Origin of the sequence: Pontixanthobacter aestiaquae (assembly GCF_009827455.1) — a bacterium.
In the GTDB taxonomy this organism is placed as follows: domain Bacteria; phylum Pseudomonadota; class Alphaproteobacteria; order Sphingomonadales; family Sphingomonadaceae; genus Pontixanthobacter; species Pontixanthobacter aestiaquae.
Map to the genome: position 1 here is coordinate 224,074 of NZ_WTYZ01000001.1, position 17,960 is coordinate 242,033.

Below are 17,960 nucleotides of genomic sequence, written 5' to 3' on the forward strand. Positions count from 1 at the left end.
ACTTTTTTAAGAGGCTTGGTTAGCAGCATCCTCGATTGTCTTAAGGATCAATTTTTTCAGCGTATCCATATCGTTAACGGTTTGCTCTCCGTTGAAGTTCGCGCCGGTTCCGTGGTGTTTCGTAACATCACCTGAGCGCGCAATACTCTCCAGAGCGCCAAAGAGCGCTTTGTTGCCTTTGCCGGTATCGAGACCATAACGTTGAAGGCGATGTGTGCTGAAAAAACTCGTGAATGGGGTGTTTGCGTTCCGCCCAGCTAAGCCGGATAAAGACTCGATGAATGCCCACGCCCCGATTGAAACGAGAGGAGCGTGTGGTGTGAGTGGAACAGAGGTAATTGAATCGTATAAGTTAATCAGCTTCTGACTATCCAACTCCTTCAAAGCATCCATAATTTCATGCTCGAATGGCAACGTTGTACGTGGCTTTGGCTTGACGCGGCGTCTAACTGGTTTGGCGGGCTTTTCGGGCGCGGGCTTACTAAGCGGCTCCGCTTTGATGGAAGGCTTTCCCAATTGCTCGATAGCCGACAGCTCCCGCCCGTATGCCTCGAACATCTCTTTGCCCTTGGAGCGACTATTCACATGGCCGCTACCCAGATCGCCAATGAACTTAACGAGCACCTTGTCAAAGTCCGGTTTCGGCTTCGTCTTACGGATGTTGTCGAGGTCCGTTACGTCTAGACCCATTGCCTCTTGAACGGGTTTTTTGCTCACATAGCGCTGCACGGTCGTGAGTTTTCCCTTCCGGTCATCGGCCGAAATCAGCCCCGCCTCCTCCGCATAATCAAGGACCGCTAGTGCAATCTTGTTCTTGTCACTCCCGCTATGTCGCTGCGATTGGTCTGCGCTCCACTTCTTGCGTCCAATGCCTCCCTGCTGGCCGTCATGAATACGCGTAAGCCAAGGTTTCACCGAGGGACGATCCGGAAAAATGACCGCCGGTACCGTTGGAATTCCGGCCCAACCATCAGCAAGCGCTTCAAACGAATTGCTGAGCTTAGCGGGCGCTCTGTCTGGATCGCTAAGTGGTTTGAGGGCGCATACTCGGCGGTTTCCTTCTGCAACAATGAAGGTCTGGCCATCAGCAAGCAGTGCGAACGGCTCAATCGGGTTGAGTCCGTTATCGACAATATCCTTGGCCAGTGGCAGAATATCCTCATTGCGGCACAGATATTCGATCACCTCGCCTTCCGTATCGCAAGGCTCGTGACGTGGATTGCTCAGATCCAAGAAAATCTGATCGACTGCAACCGGTTTACTAAACGGTGTCTGCGCCATTGAATGCCTAACTTTCCATACCCAACTAAATCGAGTATATAGAACGGCATCATTTTTTGAGCGGAGTCAATGTATTGGCTGAGAAGAAACCACAAATCGACAAGTTTAAGGAAGCTGCGCGCGAATTGGAATGCGAAGACGATGAAAAGCGCTTCGCCGACCGGCTCGGAAAACTAGTTAAACAAGTGCCTGCGGACAACGCCGCAAAGGACTAGTCGAAACCAGCGCGCCGTTCGCTAACCCCGCCGCTTTAGGGCTTGGGTTTGTTAAATACACAATCGCCAAAGATAAAACGCAAAGCACGGCCGCCAAACAGCGGTCCGCCAAAAAGTGCGCGAGGCAAGTGATCAATATTGCTCACTTAGCACCTCCAATCGCACTTGGGTACGCTTCGTATAATAACACTAGAAGGTAAGCCCTGCCTTTACGATGATGCGGCAGTGAGTGCATTTGGCAGTGCCCCCGGCCATCACCGATTTGCGCGAACCACTGGATCAGGATCAAACCGATCTGCTGGATCAGGCCGGAGCGATCTTGGCACAATCGACGCTCGATCTGGCGCAGGCAGTCCGAAATGCGACGAACGGACCGGCCGAAATTCTGCTGCTCGCGTTCACGCCGACGATCCTCGACCCCGAAATGCCCGAAGCAAAGCGTGCCAATGTGCCGCTTGGCTGGGCGTGGCCTGCTTTCGACCGGTTGCAGCTCGAAGACTATGACTGGTTGACCGCTGGCGCGGATGCCAACCGGCGCGCAGCCTATGCAGAGTTCGACCAGCGGCTTGGCTATCCCACCGAACGGCAGGATTATCTTTCGGGCTTTGTGCTGACGCCGGACGATGCCGACGAATATTGGCGGCGTATCGATGCCGGTCTGGATGAAGCCGCCCGCCGCGGCATCACCAAACGGTATGTCTGGGCGCTCCCGCAAATTTCCCGCGACGGCTACACCCGCCTCGCATTGTCAGAGGAAGATGACGTGCAAGCATTCGACGATGTTCTCTATCCGCTCGCGTTGGGCCGTGACGCAGGCGTCAGTCCCGGATTTTCGACGACGGTGGCAGTCACAGCGTCCGGCCATGAGCGTCGCAACTCGCTATGGTCGGACGCCCGGCTGCGCTTCGATGTCGGTCCGGGTATCCGCTCCGAAAATGAGCTCGGTACGCTCATCGCATTCTTCCGTGCTCGGCGCGGTGCAGCGCGCGGCTTTCGGTTGACCGATCCGTTTGATTTCAGCTCCAACGCAATGACAGGTGCGCCCAATCCGACTGATCAGAACCTCGGTACAGGTGATGGCATCACAGCCAATTTTGCCCTCATAAAATCCTATGGCGATGGCGACGAACCGCAAATCCGCCCTATCACCCGGCCGCGGCTTGAAACGCTGACGATTAGTATCGACGGCGAGGTTGCAAGCGATTGGTCATGGAACGGGGATGGCAGCATCACCTTCACCGCCGCCCTGCCCGAGGGCGCCATTGTCACGGCGGGATTCCTGTTCGATGTTCCGGTCCGCTTTTGAATTGCCTTGGGACGGATTGGGATCGCCCTACGAACCGCGAATCTTTGCGGCCGCGAGTGCAGACGCCTCCACATGGGCAGGCGCGGCATTGTTCACCGGGAACAACGGAGCGCTCGATCCCATAGGCCCCAGCGGACGACAACAAGCAACGATGGGGTCGCTGGCATCCCCGTTAGAGAGTTCGTCAGCTCTTCTTTTTGAGCCCGATGCCGAAATCGAAGTCGATACGATATCTGACTCGATGATCTTCGCGTCTGTGGATCTTACCACTCTCGCCGTCGGGCAGAACCGTCTACTGATTGGTGATGAGATCGTGCAATTTGCCATTGCGACGCCGCAAGGTTCAGGCCGATGGAAACTCACAGGCCTTCTGCGCGGCCGGGGTGGTAGCGAGACCGCCGCCATGGCGGGACACGCGGGCGGCACGCCAGTCACTCTACTTGACGACCGGCTTATTGCGATCAATCCAAACCAGCTCCCGCCGAGCCAAGAACAGTTGATTGCCGCCATCGGGAAGGGCGACGAAGAGCCTGCTACCGCGTATGTTACGAATCGGGGCGCGGCGCTTCGCCCGCTGCCCCCTGTACATCCGAGAGTCGCGTTCGATCCAGTTTCCGGCCTGAATATCAGCTGGACCCGCCGCGCCCGCGGGGCGTGGCGCTGGCTCGACGGTGTCGAGACACCGCTCGTTGAAGCTGCCGAATCCTATCGCGTAGGTATTGGCGCAATCGATGCGCCCGACCTGCAATGGCAAGTGGGCGAACCGGCGATCACACTGCCTCCTGCACAGATAGCCCAGTATTCGGGGGCCCAGCTATGGGTGGTGCAGATCGGTAGCGAATCTCAATCGCTGCCGCTGCTCCTCGCCAGGCTGCCTCAGTAGAAGCCGGCGCTACAAGCTGGCTCCAACTCACTCCAACTCACATAGCAACACCAAACAGAGGAGCTCAAACATGGCCCAGCCAATTGCATTTACCGATACGTCCGGACGATTCCAATTGCCGTTCCTTTTTGCCGGGCAAGCGCAGAAGGAGTTTTTCGTCAACGAAGCGCATGCGCTCACCGATATGCTGCTGCACACCACCATACTGGGCGAGCTTGCCGGGCCCCCCAGCGAATCGGTGGATGGCGACATCTGGCTGGTCGCGAGCGGAGCGATCGGAGAATGGGCCTGCCATGATGGCGATCTGGCAGGGCGACAAGCCGGGCTGTGGAAGTTCATCACGCCGAGAGATGGCATGCGCATTTTCGACAGCTCGATCGGGCAATTTGCCTTGCACTCAGGCGGCTGGGTCCGGGCTGCGCCTCCGACCATCCCGGCCACAGGTCAGACCGTCGATAGTGAATTGAGAGATGCATTCGATCAATTGATTGAAGCCCTTAGGAATGCAGGAATTTTTCCTGTAACAGAATAGGAACTATTTGCTGTCACTCACGTTCACAGGTCTAGAAGTAGGGAAATCGGACAAATTTTGACGGCAAACTGCTAAAGAGAGACATTCTTGCAACAGTTTGCGTCATTGATCGCTTGCCTCTACGGATAGGAAAAGTTACAAAACTGCCACTCGGTGGCTCAATTTCGCTAATATAAGGGGAACTACATAATGCGGAAACTCGTCATAGGTCTGGCGATGGCTTCAACAGCCCTTGCTTCGCCTGCCCTCGCCCGCGACGGTCAATGGTATGTCGAGGTCGGTGGCGGCCCGATGTTGATTGAAGACGTCGATTTTAACGTTAACGACGGTGCCGGTGAAGTTACCGCTGACACCAAAGAAGGTTACGACTTCGGTGGCGTAGTCGGTTACGACTTCGGTGCGTTCCGCCTCGAAGCGGAAGCCAGCTATCGGGAAGGTGATATCGATAATCTAGTTGCAGACGCGGTGGGTATTCCGCGCACTACTGCACCTGATGTTACACCTTCGGGCACATTCCCGGCGCGCGGCGACATTAATGTGCTGAGCTTCATGATGAACGGCTTGTTTGATTTCGGTCCTGATGATGGTCTCCAAGGCTACTTCGGCGGCGGTATCGGTGTGGCACGCACTGACGCTCAGGCATGTGCTAATCCGCGTGCTTGTGATGCATTCAACGATTCAGACACTGGGCTTGCTTGGCAAGCACTTGCAGGCGTTCGCGCACCTCTCAGCGACAGCTGGGATGTGGGTCTTCGCTATCGCTTGTTCACCGCTGAAAACTTGAACATTGTGGACCGCTTCGGCCGCGGTCTGGACGGTAAGTTCCGCTCGCACTCGCTCATGGGTACGCTGACTTACAATTTCGGTGGCGAGCCGGAAGCTCCACCACCGCCACCTGTAGTGGTGGCGCCTCCACCACCTGTAGTGGCACCTCCGCCACCTGTAGTGGTCACGCCTCCGCCACCACCGGCTTGCAACAAAGGCCCTTACATCGTGTTCTTCGAGTGGGATCAGTCAGACATTACGCCTGAAGCTGCGAACATTCTGAACAATGCTGTAGCAGCCTACGCAAATTGTGGTTCGGCATCGGTAATGCTGGCAGGTCACACTGACACGTCCGGTTCGATGACTTACAACAACGGTCTGGCCGAACGTCGCAACGCTTCGGTCACCGATTATCTGGCAGGTCGCGGTATCCCAGCTGGACGTATTTCCAGCGAAGGATTTGGTGAAACCCAGCTTCGCGTTCCGACAGATGACGGTGTGCGTGAACCGCAAAACCGCCGTGTTGAAGTAAATTACGGTCCAAATGCGGGCATGTAATTCGCTACAGCGATGCATATTTGAAGAAGGGGCTGGAGAAATCCGGCCCCTTTTTTATTGTGCTTACGAAACAGCACGTAATTGGAGGGCAGTATGAATTATACGAAGCGCGCACTGGCCATCGCGGCCACGTCACTAACATTAGCCTGCTCAGCGAATGACACGCCGTCCGACGATGCGGCATCTCTCGCTGGCGAAGAGCGGACGCGGTTGGCATATGGTGATTTCATATTGGCGAATGGCGAGACAGTCAGTGGTGTAAAACTTGTTGCCGAAGGAACCGTAGCCAAACTTATCGTGGCCGCTAGCGATCTGCCTGCAGGCACGCGCGGTTTTCACCTCCATGAAACTGGCAGTTGCGAAGGCCCTGATTTCAAATCGGCTGGGGGACACCTCAACCCGCTCGGCAAGGCGCATGGAACCGAGTCCGAAGGCGGTAGCCATGTTGGTGACCTGCCTAATCTGGTGCTGAACGAAAGTGCGAACGAGCCGCAGACATTCACTATCGACGGTTCTTTAGAACAAGTCAGCGAATGGATTTTCGATGAGGACGGCACGGCCGTTGTGATCCACGCCGAGCCGGACGATTACAAAACCGACCCATCCGGAGCAGCGGGCGCACGCATTGCCTGTGCCGTACTCGACCCTGATGCTACGCCCTAGTGAAACGCCCTAATCAAACGCCCTAATCAAACGCCTTGTTCACCTGCAGCACGAGCGCGCTCCAGAACAGTTCGCTCTGCTTCAGGGACGGTCCGATACGCCAGATACAGCAGCACTGTCCCGATTGGCGCGACGACCAACATCGACAGAACACCGGTCGATAGGCTCCCCGTCATAGTGGACACTTGGCCCGCCATATAAGGGCCGAGCGCCAAACCAACCAAGGTCGTCGAAAGAAAAAATGTCGCGGTCGCCGTACCTCGCATTCGGGGTAAAACCAGATCCTGCGTCGTCGCCGCAGCAGCGCCAAGCGCCGAGCTGCCAAAGAGCGAAAGCACGAAGTTCAGGAAGTAGAACAGGGCGACGTTCTCTGTTGTAAAAGCGAAGATCAGTGGGATGACCGGGGCCAACACGCCGAATGCCACGACCATCAAACGGCCGCCCGGATTGCGCTCACGCAACCAGTCGGAAACCCGGCCCCCGATAATGACGCCCAAGAAGCCGCCAAGCGCCCCGCCGCCGCCAATCCAGAAGCCTAACACGGATTTCGAAGCACCGAGCACACGTTCAGCATAAGGCGCGGCCCAGAAAGACACGGAATAGGATGCAAAAGCCACCATTCCGTAGCCGAGGATCGTATAGAGGAATGCCGGACTCCCCCAGATCAGCTTGAATGTTGGCAGATCTCGGTGCCGCAGTGAAACTGCCCATGAGAACACAGCGTAGTAGCCGATACCCAGCGCGATCCATTGCTGGAAATTGCCGGTCAGGCTGCCAATCAGCCATGCCAGCCCTGCCGTCACGACTGCAGCGACAAAGTTCAACGCGAACGGTACTCGGCCGAAATACAGTAGCAATCCTATACCTGCCAGAGCTGCAGCATAGCCCGCTATGGCTAGCGGAGCACTTACGCCACTTTCGAGCAGCTGGCTTGTTTGAGAAATCGCCAGCCCAAACACGACCAGCCCCATAGCCAACCAAGCGATGCGCGCCGATGCACCGCCACGTTGAGCTGATGACATGAATGTAAATGGCGGAATCACGGCGAATAATTCGGTCGCAAAGCCGCGGAATGGCTTTTCATTCTTCACTTCCGGCAGGCGGTCCATTTGACCGCGCACGGGCTCGCGCAAAGTGAATACCCAGATCGCAAGCAACAGCCCGGGTACACCAACTGCGAGGAATGCGGCCTGCCAGCCAACCAGATCCAGCGGACCACCACCCGGATAGGCCGCATTCCATTTTTCGACTATCAAACCGCCGATAAGTAGCGATACACCGCCGCCGATATACAATCCCGCCGAATAGATCGCGAGCGCAGTGCCGCGCATTTTCTTGGGGAACCAGTCCGAAATCAGTGAGTAGGCCGATGGACTGGCGGTCGCCTCGCCTACGCCGACACCGATTCGTGCCGCACCGAGAGCGAGACCGCTTTTCGCAAAGCCGGACAATGCCGTCATCGCCGACCACAGCGCCAGACCTGCTGTCATCAGCTTCACCCGGTGCCAGCTATCGGCAAGCCGCCCCAGCGGAATCCCGAACAATGCATAAAATACGCCGAAAGCTGTGCCATACAAAAAGCCGAGATCCGCGTCGGTCAGACCCAAATCGGCTTTGATGTCATTTGCCAGAATCGACAGAATGTTGCGGTCGATAAAATTCAGAACATAAACAAGGACAAGAACACCTAGAGCATACCAACTATACCCTGGTACCTTTTGATCCTCGACCAGTTCTTGGGCCTGATCTTGGGCCGTCACATTCTCGGCTGAGGAACTCTCATCATTGTTCTGCATATTTGATCCCGTCCTCTAAGCCAGCTTCGGCAAAGCCCTTGTGCCTTAATCGGCAGCTATCGCAAACCCCGCACGCCAAACCATCTGATGACGGGTCGTAACAGGACCAGCTCATTCCGGTGTCGAGGCCTAGCCTGGCGGCCTCCGAAGCGATGTCGGCTTTGGTCATATCTTGCAGCGGCGTGTGGATCGAGAAGGGTGTACCTTCGACCCCGGCCTTGGTGCCTAACCGCGCGGTTTCGGTGAAACTTGCAATGAATTCAGGCCGGCAATCAGGATAGCCGGAATAATCGAGCGCATTGACCCCGATGAAAATATCGTGCGATCCGGTTGCTTCAGCCCAAGCCGAAGTCAGCGCCAGAAACACCAGATTGCGCGCGGGGACGTAAGTGACGGGAATTTCATCGCCGACACCCTCTTTCGGCACATCGATATCATCGGTTAGCGCGGACCCGCCAAAAGCGCGCAAATCAAGCGGTAGAACAACATGCCGTTCGCATCGAAGATGCTCGGCAATCTGCTTGGCTGATTCGATTTCGATCTTGTGTCTTTGACCATAGTCGATGGTCAGCGCAGATAGTGTGAAGCCTTGTTCGCGCGCAATTGCGGCCGAAACCATCGAATCGAGACCACCCGAAAGCAGTACGACAGCGGACTTCACATTCTTGGAATTGATAGCCATTGCTTCTGGCTAGTAGCAATCTCTCACGAGGCTGCAATGCCGCAAGCGCTCGCGACCTATCAGCCGGTACAGCGACCTACGCGTCTGGCTTCCGCCGCAACGTTGTAAACTTCCCTGCCAACCGTGGCGTTACCAGCTATCTGCACGAGGGCCGAGGTTTCTTTCCGGATGGTCGTTTGACCATAGCCTTTACCTCGGCACGTATAGTGGACAGTGACCGCAGCGGGTCCATCACTCACAGTCGTCCACGCACATCGCGGCCCCGGATGGCGAAGCTGGATCAATTCGTGGCCCGTCCGGACGCAAATCTTCTTTGTCTCATCGACAGTCCGATAGCGCACTTCCCACAATCCGCGATCCAGACCATCCAGCATGGCCAGTGATGGCGCTTGAGCGGTAGCGGGTATGCCGATCCCCCAAGCCGCCGCGCACAGCGCCGCAAAGGTGCCAATCCGTCTTAGAAGGCCGGCAGCTCGCGCTTTGAAAGGAGAAAGATCAGCCATCAACAATGCCATACCACATGCTTTAGTGCCGGGAAATGAACAAACACTGCATCGGGTACAATGCATCAGCCAGTTCACGCCTCAATAGGGAACTTTCTCGAGCAGAATTTACAGTCAACTTGGATTATTCCGTCATCATCGCGCATTTCCGCCCGTTCGGGCTCAGCGAAACGCGAAATAACCTCCTGATAGTGCTCAATCGTGCAGCGACATCCGCGCGACAGGCTGTGGCCGGGCTGTATGCGTATTTCCTCTTCCTCATGGAACAGACGCCAGACAATGGATTCCATCGACAGGCTTTCATCCAGCAATTCCTCATGCCGGATGCTACCGGCGAGGATCGAGACATGTTCCCACTCGGGGTGGTCGAGCCGTGCATGAAGGCGTTCGCGTCCTTCCTCACCATCAGGCAAATGTTGGACTAGCAGGCCGGCCGCAACGCAGCCATCCGGACCGGATTTCACTCCAAGACGGATCAGCGACGGGAGCTGTTCGGATTGCACGAAATAGGCTTCGCATGCGGCGGAAAGCGATTCGCCTTCGAGCGGTACAATCCCTTGATAGCGCCCGTCCTTACCGGGTCTGTCAAAAGTGATCGCCAGATAGCCTTTGCCAAACAGGGCGAAGAGCGACGGGTTTGCGCCCAGCTCCGTCAAGCGGCTCTCGCTGAAATCGACATAGCCGCGCAGCTCGCCTTCGCGAAAATCGCAGGCCAGCAGGCGCACAACGCCTTCTTCGGTCTGCGCCTGCATGGTCATCTGGCCACCTTCTTCTTTCAGCAAGCCGCCGATCAGCGCGGTCAGCACCAAGGCCTCTGCCAAAAGATGTGTGATCGCAGGGGGATAATCATGCGCGCTCAGAACAGTGTCGAGCACGCCGTCCAGCCGCACCACGCGCCCGCGCGCATCGCGGCCGGGCAGGGTAAAGCCCAGTAGCTGATCGCTAAATATTTCGGATGTTTCAGTCATCGGTCAAATATGGGAGTGCAATGGCGTAAAGCCACCCCAGCTCCTAAACCAGTGCCCACTCGCGCGCGTATCACAGCTTGCCAAGCGCCCAAAGCAGAATAGATTTCTGTGCGTGAATGCGGTTCTCTGCCTCGTCGAACACGCTCGATTGCGGGCCTTCAAACACCGCCTCGTTCACCTCATCGCCGACATGCGCGGGCAGGCAATGCAGGAACCGCGCGTCAGGCTTCGCCTGCGCCATCAGCGCCTCATTGACTTGATAAGGTGCCATCGCGCCGAGCTTATTCTCGACATTGTCCTGCCCCATCGACACCCAAGTATCGGTGATGATGACATCTGCGCCATTCGCAGCCGCTGCAGCATCCTGCGTCAGGGTAACAGCCGCACCGCCCGCGCGGGCCATATCGACAAATTCCTGCGCTGGTTCAAAGCCTGCTGGCGTCGCGATCCGGACATTGAATTTCAGTAGCCCGGCCGCTTCGAGGATCGAATGGAGGACGTTGTTGCCATCGCCAAACCAAGCGACTTCGAGACCTGGCAGTGGTTTCTCATTCTCCAGGATTGTCAGAAGATCGGCTATGATCTGGCACGGGTGTGACCGGTCGGTCAGCCCGTTGATCACTGGCACCGATGCATGCCGCGCCATTTCCTCGATCTTGGCGTGATCGTCAGTCCGGATCATGATTGCATCGGCCATGCGGCTGAGCACGCGGGCGGTATCGGCTATAGTTTCACCACGCCCGAGCTGGCTGGTGCCGGATTCCAGAATAACAACACTGCCGCCAAGCTGACGCATGGCGATATCAAAGCTCACGCGTGTACGCGTCGAGTTCTTCTCAAAAATCATCGCCAGCACAAAGCCGTCGAGCGGTTTGTCAGAGTCGGGTTTGCCCTTGGGCCAGCCTGCACGCGCTGCCTTGCGGTCATGCGCGTCATTCATCATCGCTGCGATGGCATCTGCCCCCGCGTCTGACAGATCGAGAAAATGCCGCAGCTCTTTATTCCGGTCCATCAGCTCGCCTGCGGGATTTCATAATCGGCAGCGCCAGCCGACAATTTTTCGAAGAACTCTTCGATCTCCGCATCACCGATCACCAGCGGCGGAAGCAAGCGCAGCGTATTGTCACCCGCAGCAACCATTAGCAATTCGTGATTGTCGCGCAGATGGACGAAGAAGGGACGACTCTCGACCTTCATTTTGAGACCGAGCATCAGGCCTTTGCCGCGCACCAGTTCGAACAGATCGGGATAGTTGCCGATAAATTGTTCGAGGCGCGCACGGATCCGTTCGCCCTTCTCACGCACTTCGCCAAGAAATTCCTCATTAGCGACCGCTTCCATTACCGCCATACCCGCAGCCATGGCCAGTGGATTACCGCCGTAAGTCGAACCGTGGGTGCCGAAAGTCATGCCGCGCGCCGCTTTCTCAGTTGCGAGACAGGCGCCAAGCGGGAAGCCGCCGCCGATCCCTTTGGCCGTCGCGACAATGTCCGGGACAATGCCGTATTGCTCATAGGCATAGAGCGTGCCGGTCCGCGCAACACCGCATTGTACTTCATCGAGTGCGAGCATCAGATCATGCTCGTCCGCCAAAGCGCGCAGACCCTGCATAAACTCATCCGAAGCCGGGCGAATCCCGCCCTCGCCCTGAATCGGTTCGACCAGGAAGCCGGCGGTGTTGGGCCCGATCAGAGACTTCGCCATCTCGAGATCATCAAACTCGCAATATTTGAAACCTTCGAGCAGTGGCTTGAAACCGTGATGCATCTTGCTTTGGTTCGAGGCGCTGATCGTTGCCATGGTCCGGCCATGGAAGGCGTTGGTGAATGTGATCAGCTCATGCCGGTGCTCGTTACCTGCCGATTGGTGGTAAGCACGTGCGGTTTTGATGGCGGTCTCGACTGCCTCAGCACCGGAATTGGTGAAGAACACTGTGTCTGCGAAAGTGTTGTCGACCAGCATCTGCGCGAGCTTCTCGCCCTGCGGGCTGCCGTAAAGGTTGGAGACATGCATCAATGTCTCGGCCTGCTGCTGGATCGCACCGATCAGGCCAGGATGCGAATGCCCCAACAGATTGACCGCGATACCGCTCGCGAAATCGAGATATTTTGTGCCGTCTTCATCGATCAAATGGCAATGTTCTCCGCGCACCGGGCGGACACCGCAGCGGGGATAGACGGGCATGAGCGGAGTGATAGCCATTTGGATATTCCTATTGTTCGATAGCAGTAAGACGTAACGTCAAAAACGAATGGCGACCCCATAGGAGCCGCCATTCAAAATATCTATTCACTTGTAACCGGTTTGGTCAATTGCCGTGCCCAATAAACGGTTGGCAATTAGCGGTTGGCACTCTGGCCGTTACAAGTGCGGGATCAATCGCTGTGACTTACTCGGCCGCAGTAAGATTGACCGCCGAATGTTTGCCTCGTCGGTCAACTTCAAGGTCGAACTGGTAACGCTCGCCTTCATTGATTGCTGTCAGGCCGGAGCGTTCGACTGCACTGATATGCACGAACGCATCGGGCTGGCCATCGTCACGAACGAGGAAGCCAAAACCCTTCATCGCGTTAAAGAACTTGACCGTACCAGTGGCTTTTTCGCCCGTCAGTTCACGCTGCGGAGGACCGCCGCTGTCACGATCACCGCCGCCACCTTTTTTCACTTCGATAACATCGCCAACGACCTGTAGATCCTGGGCTGATGTCTTACCGCCGCGGTCAACGAGGTTATATTCGAGGCCTTGCCCCTCGGCGAGACCCTCAAGGCCAGCGCGTTCAACAGCAGAGATGTGCACAAAGACATCTTCGCCTCCACCTTCTTGCTGGATGAAGCCAAAGCCTTTGTCGCCGTTAAAGAACTTTACGACGCCTTTGCCGGTGCCAACGACCTGCGCGGGCATGCGGTCTCCGCCGCCGCCGCGGAAACCACCGCCGCCGCCACCGCCGCCACCGAAGCGATCGCCACCGCCGCCGCCGCGATATCCGCCGCCGCCGCCGCCACGATTGCCGCCGCCGAAGCGATCACCGCCACCGCCGCCATAGCTGTCGCCGCCGCCAAAACCGCCTCCGCCGCCGCCGAACGGATCGAAGCTATCTTCACCGATATTGTCGCGCTTATCACGGCCCCGTCCACGACGCCCTTTATCATAACCCATAATCTAAAACGTACCTTCGTATTCGCCGCCCAATTTAGTATTCTGCTGGTGACACGAACGGCAGGTCCACCGGGCAATGAGGCTGCCAGAAAACGATCTGCACAGACTCGCAAGCAACAATCATAGCGCAGAACGCTCCTCTGCGCGACTTTTTTCACTTTCGCGCCCTATCTACGCTTCAAATGTGACATTTTCGCATAGCGAAATGGTTTCCGTGCTCTACATAACGTCTACATTCAGCCCCCATTTGGAGACCGTTGATGAGTGATTTTCGCCGCTTAAGCGACTCGGTATTGGCCAGTCCGCAGATCGGAACCGACGACATTGCTGAGGCCAAAAAACTTGGCGTTACGCTGATCATCAACAATCGCCCTGAAGGCGAGTCGCCTGACCAGACGGAAGGTGCGCGAATCGAACAGGCTGCGCGCGAGGCGGGTTTGGACTATTTCGCGATCCCGATTGGTCAGGCCGGATTTGGCAAGGCAGATATTGAAGCGATGTCTGGCGCATTCATGCAAGCAGGCGGTCAGGTCTTGGCGTATTGCCGGTCTGGCACACGCTCGACCTTCTTATGGTCGCTCGCGGAGGCCAGCCAAGGGGGCGATCCGGATGAGCTGACAGCAGCCGCGGCGCAAGCGGGTTATGATCTTTCTCCGATCCGCCCTATGCTGGAGGCGCTTGCTGGAGAGGCTAGTTAGATTTTATTGGTCAAGGAAAGTTTTGATGAAAAACCCCAGCGTCAGCCTTGCTTGCGTCATTGGTGTTCTGCCGATTTTCCCGCTTACCGTGGTCGCCAAGGACGGGCCTGGATATGGGCCCGGACATGGGCGCGATGACAGCCGCTACCTTTATGCAGTAACGTCCGAAACAGCCGCTCGCTGTGCGGTGCTGCAAAACGAATTCTCCGCTCGTCAGCGGGAGGCCAATCCGGAATGGTCGCGCCGTCATACGGCTATGTCGCTGACCTGGCAGCAATTGGTACGCGAGCTTGCACCCGATGATACGGCATTGATCGCCAAAGCAACTGCACGCGACCCGAAACTGACGGCGGAACTCGACAAACATGACGATCCGCTCATGCTACTGGCCGAGCGCTCACGGATTTGCGAAGTCACTGCGACGGTGAACAGCCTATCGTATAATGGCGCGACATTCGTGATCGAGGAACAGAACCCCGAAATCTTCGCCGATTTCGCCGCCAAAGCGAACCAATCCGGGCTCGAAGAGTTTCCCGAGCCGCCAACCAAATCAATCAAGTTCGGCGATTGGCTATTTGAAGCGAAAGGCAATTCGTGCAGCGCCACTCGAACAATGCGCGATGGCGCGGTGCTGACATTGGGGTTCACCAATTTCTTCGACGGGTCATTGAAATTTGAGTGGGACGGACTGCCCGAATTGGACGGACAATCTGAAGAAGGCGAAGAAGAGTACGAAGCCATGATGCGGCGGCACATGGCCGGATACGCTTCGGATAATGATTTCGGCCCGGTCATTGCCGAAGGCTTCACCTTCGCGACCTATCCCGGCACGGCCCTGTTCGTCGACGACAAGCTCATCGCACGCCCCTTCGGCGAAGGAATGAGCGACGGCCGGAAATATTACTTCGGCGCCTACACCCAGGCCAATTATTACAACATGATACCCACCGGCAAAGAGGTGGTTGTGAAAGTGCTTGGCGAAGAAACTCACCGCGTGCGGATCGACGATCCGGCCATGTGGAATGAAATGTCCAATTGCATGGCGCAATACCCTTACGGTTAGGGTTTTACACCCTCCGTATCCTATTTGCGATAATCAAGCGGCGGGTCGCGGTCGCCTAGAAGCGATTCGTAGACGTAATCTTCCCCGCGTGCTTCGACGAATTCTGCTTTCGCCTTCGTGCGCAATTCGGGATTAGTATAAAGCTCGATTGCCGCCAACGTCATCGCCTTGGCGGCGAATTGCGTTCCCTTTGTTCCATAGCTGTGCCCGCTCGCGGCAACCGCTTGCCAGCTATGCGCTGCTGTCCCCGGCACCCAAGCCGCAGCAGCCAAGCTCACCGTCGGCACGGCGCGCGACACATCGCCGACATCGGTCGATCCGTAACCGGTAATCACTTCATGCGGCTGGACCTCTTGAGCTTGAGAGAGGGCCGGAGCGCCCTCGCCAAAGCTTTCCTGAATCGTCTTGGCCCATGCCAGTTCTTCCGCAGAATATTCGATCGGATCGAGCTGGCGCAGTTTGTCCGTCATCATCAATTGCAGCGATTCTACCGGCAGAGTCGGGTTGTTGCCGTGAATAATTTCCCAATCGACCTTGGTTCCGGTGCCCATTGCCCCGCCTTTGGCTGCCGCCTCCAGTCGCGGCCACATGGCGCGTACCTCATCCGCGTCGGAATGGCGCAGATAATAGAACACTTCGGCAAAATCAGGGATCACATTGGGGGCCGACCCGCCCTCTGTAATGACATAGTGGATACGCGTATCCATGCTGGTATGCTCGCGCATCATATTGACCATCATGTTCATCGCTTCGACCCCGTCGAGCGCGCTGCGACCGCGCTCCGGCGCGCCTGCCGCATGGGCAGAGATTCCGCGGAAGCGGAACTTGGCCGAACGGTTGGCGAGGCTCTTGCGCGAAGCAGCCGAATTGCGATCCGCCGGATGCCAGTCGATCACGAAATCGGCATCGTCAAACAGCCCTGCGCGGGCCATATAGACTTTGCCCGATCCGCCTTCTTCTGCCGGAGTGCCATAGAGACGGACGCGGCCGGGCGTACCAGTAGCCTCCAGCCAGTTCTTGATGGCAATCGCTGCAGTCAGTGAGCCGGCACCGAACAGATTGTGTCCGCAGGCATGGCCGGCATGTTTCCCATCCACCGGATCACGGGTCGGTGAGGAAGACTGATTGATACCGGGCAACGCATCGAATTCGGCAAGCAGGCCAATGACCGGGCCGCCTTCACCCCATTCGGCCATGAAGGCTGTGGGAATATCGGCGACGCCTTCCTGAATAGCGAAGCCTTCGCCTTTCAATTCGGTTTTCAGCAAACCGCTCGATTTGAGTTCGAGATATCCCAGCTCGGCCCAGTCCCAAATCTGTTTGGCGACTCGCTCGGTGCGCTCCTCTTGTGCGTCGACGGCTGCAATCGGGTCCGCTTCTTGGGCAATAACGGGCGATGCTGCGAGCAACACGGTGCCAGCGATAAGGCTAAAGGCTGATTTCATAGTCCCGAGTCCCCTTTCCGTCACTCTACCCCGCACGCTGCATCACGCAAGTCTCGACCCCAACTGACATTTATGTCAGTAGCGTTTCCGATGGATCAGTTGGTACAAATCGGTGGGTCGCTATTGGCCATTCTTGTGCTCGCATGGCTGGCACACAAAATGGGTCTGGGCGGTGACGAACGGATTCGCGACGAGGATCATGCGCGCCATCTGGCCGACCAGTCCGTGAGCGGTTTTGAACCCGTTGATATCGTGATCGATAAAGCTGGCTATGGTGCCCTGATGCGCGACGATGCGGGACGTGTGCTCGTCCTGAAACGCCATGGAACACATTTTGCCGGACGGCTCATGACAGTCCGGCCCGAAGCGCGGCTGGATCAGGGATTGCTGACCATCCAGCCAGACGATCGCCCGTTTGGCGCCGTTACACTTAACCTTGGCGAACAAGCGCAGGTTTGGGCCGCGAGCCTGCGGCGGTTGGAGAAGCGCGCCGATGCCTGATTTCTCGCCAACCGAATATGCCGTGCCGGGGTTTGTTATCCTGGTCGTGCTGGAAATGCTGTGGGCCTGGAAGAAGCGTCCAGATGCCTACGAGCCCCGCGACACGCTGACTTCGCTAGCATTCGGTTTGGGCAGCACTGTTGCGGGCGCGCTTTTCGGCGGCTTTGCGATATGGGTTTTCTTCCAGACATACGAGTACCGCATTTTCGACTTTGGCGAACAATGGTGGACGGTGTGGTGGGCGTGGCCGCTTGCCTTTGTCATCGACGATCTCAAATATTACTGGGTGCACCGCGCGGGACACCGCATCCGCTGGATGTGGGCGGCACATGTGAACCACCATTCCAGCCAGCACTATAATCTTTCGACCGCGCTGCGCCAGACATGGACCGGAACTTTCACTTTCGGCCTGCTATTCGCGCTACCGTTGGTATTGCTTGGATTCCACCCGGTGATGCTGGCGACCGTCGGGGGTTTCAATCTGATCTACCAGTTCTGGATCCACACCGAAGCGATTGGGAAGATGCCGCGCTGGTTCGAAGCGGTGATGAACACACCGAGCCATCACCGCGTGCATCACGCCACCAACCCGCTCTATCTCGACCGGAACTATGCAGGTGTGTTTATCGTCTGGGACAAGATGTTCGGTACTTTCCAGCCCGAAGTCGAAAGCGAGAATATTCGCTACGGAATCGTCAAACAGCTCGGCAGCTTCAATCTGCTGTGGTCCGTGTTCCATGAGTGGATCGGGATGCTCAGCGACATCTGGCGTGCACCTTGGAAGCACAAGCTGTCCTATCTGCTGCGCGAACCCGGCTGGACGCATGATGGCAGCCGCGAGACATCCGATATGATCCGCGACCGCTGGCGCGCGCGGCAGGAACCCGATGAAGGCGAAACACTACAACAAAAACAGACCGCCTGAGAGGCAAAGAAGGTAATTT

Annotated in this window: 18 protein-coding genes and 1 pseudogene; 10 read left to right on the top strand and 9 right to left on the bottom strand. The window is 56.9% G+C overall.

Translation table 11 applies throughout. The features are described from left to right. Positions 1 to 6: 6 nt before the first annotated feature. Positions 7 to 1,281, bottom strand: coding sequence for a hypothetical protein (locus GRI35_RS00975; protein ID WP_160612293.1), 1,275 nt, complete (start codon positions 1,279 to 1,281; stop codon positions 7 to 9). Positions 1,282 to 1,355: 74 nt separating this feature from the next. Between GRI35_RS00975 and GRI35_RS13655 the strand changes: the two genes are divergently transcribed. From GRI35_RS13655 to GRI35_RS01000, 6 genes and pseudogenes are all read left to right on the top strand, one after another. Beyond that, entirely contained in the window at positions 1,356 to 1,496 is a 141-nt protein-coding gene (locus tag GRI35_RS13655) for a hypothetical protein (protein ID WP_202390677.1), read from the top strand. A 192-nt stretch (positions 1,497 to 1,688) separates the two neighbouring features. Next, a pseudogene (locus GRI35_RS00980) lies at positions 1,689 to 2,799 on the top strand (DUF2460 domain-containing protein); the annotation flags it as partial. A 154-nt stretch (positions 2,800 to 2,953) separates the two neighbouring features. Next, the gene (locus GRI35_RS00985; RefSeq protein ID WP_456238407.1) at positions 2,954 to 3,685 is read left to right on the top strand and encodes a GTA baseplate fiber-binding domain-containing protein; all 732 of its coding nucleotides are present in this window, start codon (positions 2,954 to 2,956) and stop codon (positions 3,683 to 3,685) included. A 70-nt stretch (positions 3,686 to 3,755) separates the two neighbouring features. Then, a complete protein-coding gene (locus tag GRI35_RS00990; protein ID WP_160612295.1) occupies positions 3,756 to 4,217 on the top strand; it encodes a DUF2793 domain-containing protein in 462 nt (153 codons plus the stop codon). Between the two features lie 189 nt (positions 4,218 to 4,406). After that, positions 4,407 to 5,540 carry an OmpA family protein gene (locus GRI35_RS00995; RefSeq protein ID WP_160612296.1) on the top strand — a complete coding sequence of 378 codons (1,134 nt, stop codon included), beginning with the start codon at positions 4,407 to 4,409 and terminating at the stop codon, positions 5,538 to 5,540. Between the two features lie 93 nt (positions 5,541 to 5,633). After that, the gene (locus GRI35_RS01000) at positions 5,634 to 6,203 is read left to right on the top strand and encodes a superoxide dismutase family protein (protein ID WP_160612297.1); all 570 of its coding nucleotides are present in this window, start codon (positions 5,634 to 5,636) and stop codon (positions 6,201 to 6,203) included. Positions 6,204 to 6,229: 26 nt separating this feature from the next. On the opposite strand, the gene GRI35_RS01005 is transcribed toward GRI35_RS01000, so the two are convergent. From GRI35_RS01005 to GRI35_RS13970, 7 genes are all read right to left on the bottom strand, one after another. Beyond that, positions 6,230 to 7,999, bottom strand: coding sequence for an MFS transporter (locus GRI35_RS01005; protein ID WP_160612298.1), 1,770 nt, complete (start codon positions 7,997 to 7,999; stop codon positions 6,230 to 6,232). Further along, positions 7,986 to 8,681 (bottom strand): 7-cyano-7-deazaguanine synthase QueC, encoded by a 696-nt coding sequence (queC, locus tag GRI35_RS01010; protein ID WP_160612299.1) that lies wholly within the window; start codon positions 8,679 to 8,681, stop codon positions 7,986 to 7,988. Before queC ends, GRI35_RS01005 begins: the two co-directional genes overlap by 14 nt. 59 nt (positions 8,682 to 8,740) lie before the next feature. After that, positions 8,741 to 9,184, bottom strand: coding sequence for a DUF3617 domain-containing protein (locus GRI35_RS01015; protein ID WP_160612300.1), 444 nt, complete (start codon positions 9,182 to 9,184; stop codon positions 8,741 to 8,743). Between the two features lie 74 nt (positions 9,185 to 9,258). Further along, a complete protein-coding gene (hslO, locus tag GRI35_RS01020; RefSeq protein ID WP_160612301.1) occupies positions 9,259 to 10,152 on the bottom strand; it encodes an Hsp33 family molecular chaperone HslO in 894 nt (297 codons plus the stop codon). Between the two features lie 70 nt (positions 10,153 to 10,222). Next, positions 10,223 to 11,164 carry an ornithine carbamoyltransferase gene (argF, locus tag GRI35_RS01025; protein ID WP_160612302.1) on the bottom strand — a complete coding sequence of 314 codons (942 nt, stop codon included), beginning with the start codon at positions 11,162 to 11,164 and terminating at the stop codon, positions 10,223 to 10,225. Beyond that, positions 11,164 to 12,354: an aspartate aminotransferase family protein gene (locus tag GRI35_RS01030; protein ID WP_160612303.1), complete on the bottom strand. Its 1,191-nt coding sequence runs from the start codon at positions 12,352 to 12,354 to the stop codon at positions 11,164 to 11,166. Before GRI35_RS01030 ends, argF begins: the two co-directional genes overlap by 1 nt. Positions 12,355 to 12,541: 187 nt before the next feature. Then, positions 12,542 to 13,309 carry a cold-shock protein gene (locus tag GRI35_RS13970; protein ID WP_160612304.1) on the bottom strand — a complete coding sequence of 256 codons (768 nt, stop codon included), beginning with the start codon at positions 13,307 to 13,309 and terminating at the stop codon, positions 12,542 to 12,544. 260 nt (positions 13,310 to 13,569) lie between these two features. Between GRI35_RS13970 and GRI35_RS01040 the strand changes: the two genes are divergently transcribed. Next, positions 13,570 to 14,007 carry a TIGR01244 family sulfur transferase gene (locus GRI35_RS01040; protein WP_160612305.1) on the top strand — a complete coding sequence of 146 codons (438 nt, stop codon included), beginning with the start codon at positions 13,570 to 13,572 and terminating at the stop codon, positions 14,005 to 14,007. A 25-nt stretch (positions 14,008 to 14,032) separates the two neighbouring features. Next, a complete protein-coding gene (locus GRI35_RS01045) occupies positions 14,033 to 15,070 on the top strand; it encodes a hypothetical protein (RefSeq protein WP_160612306.1) in 1,038 nt (345 codons plus the stop codon). Positions 15,071 to 15,090: 20 nt separating this feature from the next. Here the strand turns inward: GRI35_RS01045 and GRI35_RS01050 are convergent, their stop codons facing one another. Beyond that, positions 15,091 to 16,515 carry an amidohydrolase gene (locus tag GRI35_RS01050; protein WP_160612307.1) on the bottom strand — a complete coding sequence of 475 codons (1,425 nt, stop codon included), beginning with the start codon at positions 16,513 to 16,515 and terminating at the stop codon, positions 15,091 to 15,093. A gap of 72 nt (positions 16,516 to 16,587) precedes the next feature. On the opposite strand from GRI35_RS01050, the gene GRI35_RS01055 reads away from it, so the two are divergent. After that, the gene (locus tag GRI35_RS01055; protein WP_160612308.1) at positions 16,588 to 17,016 is read left to right on the top strand and encodes a hypothetical protein; all 429 of its coding nucleotides are present in this window, start codon (positions 16,588 to 16,590) and stop codon (positions 17,014 to 17,016) included. Then, on the top strand, positions 17,009 to 17,941 hold the full coding sequence (locus GRI35_RS01060; RefSeq protein WP_160612309.1) for a sterol desaturase family protein: 933 nt from the start codon (positions 17,009 to 17,011) through the stop codon (positions 17,939 to 17,941). Before GRI35_RS01055 ends, GRI35_RS01060 begins: the two co-directional genes overlap by 8 nt. Positions 17,942 to 17,960: the final 19 nt, after the last annotated feature.